The organism is Kribbella sp., from assembly GCF_035655035.1.
Classification (GTDB): Bacteria; Actinomycetota; Actinomycetes; order Propionibacteriales; family Kribbellaceae; genus Kribbella.
Genome location: NZ_DASRVN010000349.1, coordinates 1 through 6494, shown reverse-complemented (window position 1 = coordinate 6494; position 6494 = coordinate 1). Strand labels below are relative to the sequence as shown.

The 6494-nt window shown below is 69.3% G+C and carries 6 protein-coding genes; 2 read left to right on the top strand and 4 right to left on the bottom strand.

What is annotated here, in order from left to right; all coding sequences use genetic code 11:
* The 4 genes from VFF46_RS19430 to VFF46_RS19415 all read right to left on the bottom strand — a co-directional run.
* The coding region (locus VFF46_RS19430; protein ID WP_325038571.1) for an HAD-IC family P-type ATPase at nt 1-725 on the bottom strand (725 nt) is incomplete at its 3' end.
* Between the two features lie 90 nt (nt 726-815).
* Nucleotides 816-2396, bottom strand: coding sequence for an ABC-F family ATP-binding cassette domain-containing protein (locus tag VFF46_RS19425; RefSeq protein WP_325038570.1), 1581 nt, complete (start codon nt 2394-2396; stop codon nt 816-818).
* Nucleotides 2397-2545: 149 nt separating this feature from the next.
* Entirely contained in the window at nt 2546-2752 is a 207-nt protein-coding gene (locus VFF46_RS19420; RefSeq protein ID WP_325038569.1) for a DUF6343 family protein, read from the bottom strand.
* Nucleotides 2753-2767: 15 nt separating this feature from the next.
* Nucleotides 2768-3439: a FadR/GntR family transcriptional regulator gene (locus VFF46_RS19415; protein ID WP_325038568.1), complete on the bottom strand. Its 672-nt coding sequence runs from the start codon at nt 3437-3439 to the stop codon at nt 2768-2770.
* A gap of 41 nt (nt 3440-3480) precedes the next feature.
* Between VFF46_RS19415 and VFF46_RS19410 the strand changes: the two genes are divergently transcribed.
* Nucleotides 3481-3891: a DUF3052 domain-containing protein gene (locus VFF46_RS19410; protein WP_325038567.1), complete on the top strand. Its 411-nt coding sequence runs from the start codon at nt 3481-3483 to the stop codon at nt 3889-3891.
* Between the two features lie 429 nt (nt 3892-4320).
* A partial coding sequence (locus VFF46_RS19405; protein WP_325038566.1) for a multifunctional oxoglutarate decarboxylase/oxoglutarate dehydrogenase thiamine pyrophosphate-binding subunit/dihydrolipoyllysine-residue succinyltransferase subunit occupies nt 4321-6494 on the top strand: 2174 nt, incomplete at its 3' end.

Below are 6494 nucleotides of genomic sequence, written 5' to 3'. Positions count from 1 at the left end.
TCGTCGCCGACCGCGGTGATCTCGACCCGCAAAGCGTTGTCGGTGGCAACAGTTCCGGCGACGACCGGGTCACCCACCGCACGCGACACCGGCCGCGATTCGCCGGTGATCATCGACTCGTCGACCTCGGCCTGCCCGTCGACCACCGTCCCGTCGGCCGGGACCCGACCGCCGGATCGCACCAGTACGACGTCACCTGTCCGCAGCTCGTGCAGCGACACCTCGACCACGCCGTCGTCGGTCACCTTCTCGGCCGCGTCGGGCAGCAACGCGGCGAGGGCGTCGAGAGCACCCGACGCGGCGCCGAGCGCCCGCATCTCCAGCCAGTGCCCGAGCAGCATGATCACGATCAGCAGCGCGAGCTCCCACCAGAAGTCCAGGTCGAACCCGCCGAGCTTCAGCGTCGTCACCCAGGACGCGACGAACGCCACCGTGATCGCCATCGCGATCAGCAGCATCATCCCGGGGCGGCGCGTCCGCAGCTCGCTCCACCCGCCGGTGAGGAACGGCTGCCCGCCGTACAGGAAGATCACCGTGCCGAGCACCGGCGCGATCAGCGCGGAGCCGGGGAACTCCGGCGGCACGTACCCCAGCAGGTCGCCGAACATCGGGCTGAAGAACACCACCGGCACCGCGAGCACCAGACTGATCCAGAACCGGTCCTTGAACTGCGCCCCATGCCCACCGTGTCCCGCATGCGCGTCGTGACCACCGTGCTCGTCCATGCCCCAGACCATACCCCCAGGGGGTATGGAAATCAAGGACAAGGAACAGCCCCGCCACCCCAGAAGGGTGACGGGGCCAGGGACCACGACCTACAGCGGATCGATGTCCGCGATCCCCTCCGGCGTCAGCTCCAGCCAGCGCGTGATCCCGATCTCCCGCAGGAACGGCACGTCGTGACTCGCGATCACCAAGGCCCCGCTGTACGACGCCAGCGCGTCCTTCAACTGCGCGACGCTCGACAGATCGAGGTTGTTCGTCGGCTCGTCCAGCATCAGCAACTGCGGCGGGGGCTCCGCGAGCAGCAGGGCCGCGAGCGTCGCCCGGAACCGTTCGCCGCCCGACAACGTACTGACCAGCTGATCCGCCGACCGCCCGCGGAACAGGAACCGCGCCAGCCGGGCCCGCCGCTCCTGGTTCTCCGTCGCCGGAGCCAGCAACGCCAGATTGTCAACAATCGACAGGTCGTCCCGGAGCAGGTCGAGCCGCTGCGGCAGGTACCGGAGCGGCACCACCGGCAACGAACCCCCGACGATCGACTGCAACAGCGTCGTCTTCCCGGCGCCGTTCGGCCCGGTCAGCGCGATCCGCTCCGGGCCGCGGATCTCCAGGTCGACGTGCGCCCCGGTCCGCAGTACGTGATCCTCCAGCCGGAGCACGATGCGACCAGCCGGTACGGCGGTCTTCGGCAGGTCGACGCGGATCGTCTCGTCGTCGTGGACCTTGTCCTCCGCGTCCGCCAGCGCCTCCTGCGCCGAATCGAGCCGCTCGGACTGCATCCCGAGGTGCTTGCCGGCCGACACCTGCGCGGACCGCTTCAGCCCGCCCGCGATGATCTTCGGGATCCCGCCCTGCTCGAAGGCACGCTGCCCCCGGGCCTGGCGCTGGTCCATCTTCATCCGCGCCTCGACCAGATCCTTCTTCTGCTTGCGTACGTCGGCCTCCGCCGCCCGGAGCATCCGCTCGGCGGCCTCCTGCTCGATCGCGACCGCCTCCTCGTACGCGGTCAGGTTGCCGCCGTACCAGGTGACCTCCCCCTTCCGGAGGTCGCCGATCTGGTCGACCCGGTCCAGCAACTCCCGGTCGTGGGACACGATCAGCAGCGCGCCGCGGAACTGGTCGACGGCGTCGTACAGATGCCGCCGCGCCCGCAGGTCGAGGTTGTTCGTCGGCTCGTCCAGCAGCAGTACGTCGGGACGCCGCAACAGCTCGGCCGCCAGCCCGAGCAGGATCGTCTCGCCGCCGGACAGCTCGCCGACGCTGCGGTCGAGGCCGATCGCGCCCAGGCCGAGCTTGCCGAGCAGGGCCTCGGCGCGTTCGTCGACGTCCCAGTCGTCGCCGACGATCGCGAAGTTCTGCTCGGACGCGTCACCGGACTCGATCGCGGTAACGGCCCGGCGAACGGCGTCGATGCCGAGCGCCTGGTCGACCCGCAGCGAGGTGTCGAGGGTCAGGTCCTGCGGCAGGTACCCGAGCTCGCCGGCGACGCGGATCGTCCCGCGTTGCGGCGTGAGCCGGCCGGCGATCAGCCGGAGCAGCGTCGACTTGCCGGCGCCGTTGCGGCCGACCAGCCCGGAGCGGACCGGGCCGGCCACGAACGTCAGGCCGTCGAACAGCACCTCGCCGTCGGGCCAGGCGAAGGACAGGTCGGTACAGGACAGGGAAAAACTCATGAGTTGTCGGCTCCTGCTGAGGTCTCGGACGAGACCGCGCGCCAGAACGGCGGCGATCGATCGGCTGGTGAGAGGACCTCAGTTCGACAACTCGAACCCCTGTCGTCGGGAATGTGACTCCTGAAGGATACGGATTCCGGCCGAGCCGTTCAACCGTTTTCCGATCGCTTGCGCCCGGCAACGACCACGAGGTCCACCAGCGCCACCCCGGTGAGCAGCCCGAACACGATCACCCACCCGAACGGCAGCGCGAGCCAGACTGCCAGCACCGTCGCCGCGGCGAACACCACCACTCCGAACGCCGACAGCACGATCCGCAGTGTCAGCGCGCTACGAGGTGGAGGCGGTTCGTACATACCTCCGCTGTACCCCTACGGCGCCTTGCGCAGCCAGGTCTCGACACCGGCGATGTGAGCGGTCATCCAGGCGCGGGCCGCCTCGGCGTCGCGGCTCTCGATGGCATCCAGGATCGCGGCGTGCTCGGACAGCGTGCGCTCGACCGCGCCGGCCTGGGTGACACCGCGCCAGATCCGGGCCCGCTGGGTGGCGCCGGAGACGCCGTCGAGCAGCGAGCAGACGACCTGGTTCCCGGTCGCCTCGGCGATCCCGCGGTGGAACTGCAGGTCGTTCGCGACCAGTTCCTCGACGCCGGCGTCCGGCGCGAGGTCGCTGCACAGCAGCCGCAGTTCGACGACCTGCTCCGGGCTGATCCGGGTCGCGGCCAGCGCGGCCACCCCCGGCTCGAGCAACCGGCGTACCTCGAAGAACTGCAGCACCGAGTCGTCGCGGTGCAGGTCGACCATGAAGCTCAGCGCGTCCAGCAGGTGCGCCGAGTCCAGGCTGGTCACATACGTCCCGTCACCGTGCCGGACGTCCAGCACGTTGACCAGCGTGAGCGCCTTGACCGCCTCCCGCAGCGAGTTCCGGGACAGCCCCAGCCGCGCGGCCAGGTCCGCCTCCTTCGGCAACCGGTCCCCCGGCCCGAGCTCCCCCGAGGTGATCATCCCCTTGATCTTGACGATCGCCTCGTCCGTCAACGCCATCTCGTCAGTATGCCTCCACACAGGGTGCCTACGATCCGGTCATGACCACGACGACGGGCTACTCCGGCAAACCGCTGGCGGCCAAGCTCGGGATCAAGCCCGAGCACCTGGTCCTGCTCGACAACGCTCCGGACGGCTTCACGATCGAGGGCCTGCCGGCAGGTACGGCGGTGGCGCGCCGGGCCGGGCGTTCGCCGTACGACGTGATCCTGATGTTCTGCCCCGACCGGGCCAGGCTCGGCAAGCGGCTCCCGGTGCTGCTCGCGCGGACGACCACCGCGGGGATGATCTGGGTCGCCTGGCCGAAGCGCGCGTCCGGGGTGCCGACCGACCTCGACGAGAACGGGATCCGCGAGCTGGCCCTGCCGCTCGGGGTGGTCGACGTGAAGGTGTGCGCGATCGACGGCACCTGGTCCGGGCTGAAGCTGGTTCGCCGGCTCGGCAACCGATGAAGGCCAATCATGCCCAGGTGGACTGATTCGGAGCGTGACGTTGGCCACACTTCTGCGCGGTACCGATCGTCACGGGTGGCGAGTGCTCAACTGCATACAGTTCGCAACCGCGCTCAGGGCGCCGTCGCGGTGGCGTCCGGAAGGGTGCCGGAAAGCCACCTCTGCAAGGCGTCCCGGAGCTATGACCGTTGCTCTCCGCATCCGGCGGCGGCGAGCGGAGTGCGTGTGGCCTGAAACACCTTTGTGGGCAGTGTTTCAGGCACCGATGGATCGTCCCGCCGGGGCCCGACCACTCGACACACTGGTCCGGTGGTCCCCGGCTGTGGAAGTACTCCGCGTGCTATTAGCCTTTGCTTGGGACACCACCCATAACATCAGCATTAACCACCAGTGGTACCGGACCCGAAATCGGAAGAGGCGAACTGCCAAGTGGCCACCGAGCCATCAGACACCAATCCCCTAGCAGCCTTCGGTGCGAACGAATGGCTGGTCGACGAGCTGTACGAGAAGTACCAGCAGGACCCGAATTCGGTGGATCCGGCGTGGCTAGACTTCTTCAAGACGTACAACCCTGATGGTGACGCGAAGCCGGTGACGACTCCCCCGGCCGACGCTCCCCGGCCGGATGCGGTGTCCGACAACAAGACCCCTGAGGCGCCGAGCCGCGGTACGACGCCGGCCGCGCCCGCCCAGAGCACTCCGGCCGCGACCGCGACGGCGGCGAACGCCCCCGCGCAGGCCGCCGCACCAGCAGCACAGGCCCCGGCCGCGAAGACGACGGCCGCTCCGACCGGAGGCACGGTGAACCAGCCGCCCAGCGCCCAGCCCAAGCCGGCCCCCGCGACCAGCGCGGACGCCGAGCGGCAGATCCTCCGCGGCGCCCCGGCGCGCACCGCGCAGAACATGGAGACCAGCCTCACGGTCCCGACCGCGACCAGCGTCCGGCAGGTGCCGGTCAAGCTGCTGATCGACAACCGGATCGTGATCAACAACCACCTGAAGCGCGCGCGCGGCGGCAAGATCTCGTTCACGCACCTGATCGGCTGGGCGCTGGTCAAGGCGCTGAAGACGCTGCCCGAGATGAACGCGTCGTACGACGAGACCGACGGCAAGCCGACCCACGTGCAGCCGGCCCACATCAACCTCGGCCTGGCCATCGACATGCAGAAGCCGGACGGCACCCGGCAGCTGCTGGTGCCGTCGATCAAGGCCGCCGAGTCGATGAACTTCGCCGACTTCTGGATGGCCTACGAGGACATCGTCCGCCGGGCCCGGGACAACAAGCTCGCGCTGCCGGACTTCCAGGGCACCACGATCAGCCTGACCAACCCTGGCACGATCGGCACCCAGCACTCGGTGCCGCGGCTGATGACCGGCCAGGGCTGCATCATCGGCGTCGGCGCGATGGAGTACCCGCCGGAGTACCAGGGCGCGGCCGAGGAGACGATGGCCAAGCTCGCGGTCAGCAAGGTGATGACGCTGACCTCGACGTACGACCACCGGATCATCCAGGGCGCCCAGTCGGGTGAGTTCCTGCGCCGGATCCACCAGTTGCTGCTCGGCGGCGAGGGCTTCTACGACGAGATCTTCCAGTCGCTGCGGATCCCCTACGAGCCGATCCGCTGGGCCGCCGACCTCCCGCACAGCCACGAGGAGGACATCAGCAAGCAGGCCCGGATCCTGGAGCTGATCCACGCGTTCCGGGTGCGCGGCCACATCATGGCCGACACCGACCCGCTGGAGTACAAGCAGCGCAGCCACCCGGACCTGGACGTCGCCACCCACGGCCTGACGCTCTGGGACCTGGACCGCGAGTTCGCCACCGGCTCGTTCGGCGGCGGCGACCGGCGGTTCATGAAGCTCCGCGAGATCCTCGGCATCCTGCGCGACTCGTACTGCCGGACCACCGGTATCGAGTACATGCACATCCAGGACCCGGAGCAGCGCAAGTGGATCCAGGAGCGGGTCGAGCGCCCGCACACCAAACCGCCCCGCGAGGAGCAGCTGCGGATCCTGGCCAAGCTGAACGAGGCCGAGGCCTTCGAGACCTTCCTGCAGACCAAGTACGTCGGTCAGCGGCGGTTCTCGCTGGAGGGCGCGGAGACCACGATCCCGCTGCTCGACGAGCTCTGCGAGGAGGCGGCCGGCGCCGGGCTGGACGAGGTCGCGATCGGGATGGCGCACCGCGGCCGGCTGAACGTACTGGCGAACATCGTCGGCAAGTCGTACGGCCAGATCTTCCGCGAGTTCGAGGGCAACATCGACCCGCGGACCGTGCAGGGCTCCGGTGACGTCAAGTACCACCTGGGCGCCGAGGGCGAGTTCGTCTCGGAGTTCGGCGACAAGATCAAGGTCTCGGTGGCGGCGAACCCGTCGCACCTGGAGACCGTCGACCCGGTGCTCGAGGGCATCGTCCGGGCCAAGCAGGACCTGCTGGACCGCGGCGCCGCGTTCCCGGTGCTGCCGGTGCTGGTGCACGGTGACGCGGCGTTCGCCGGCCAGGGCGTGGTCGCGGAGACGCTGAACCTGTCCCAGCTGCGCGGCTACCGGACCGGCGGCACGATCCACGTGATCGTGAACAACCAGGTCGGCTTCACCACCTC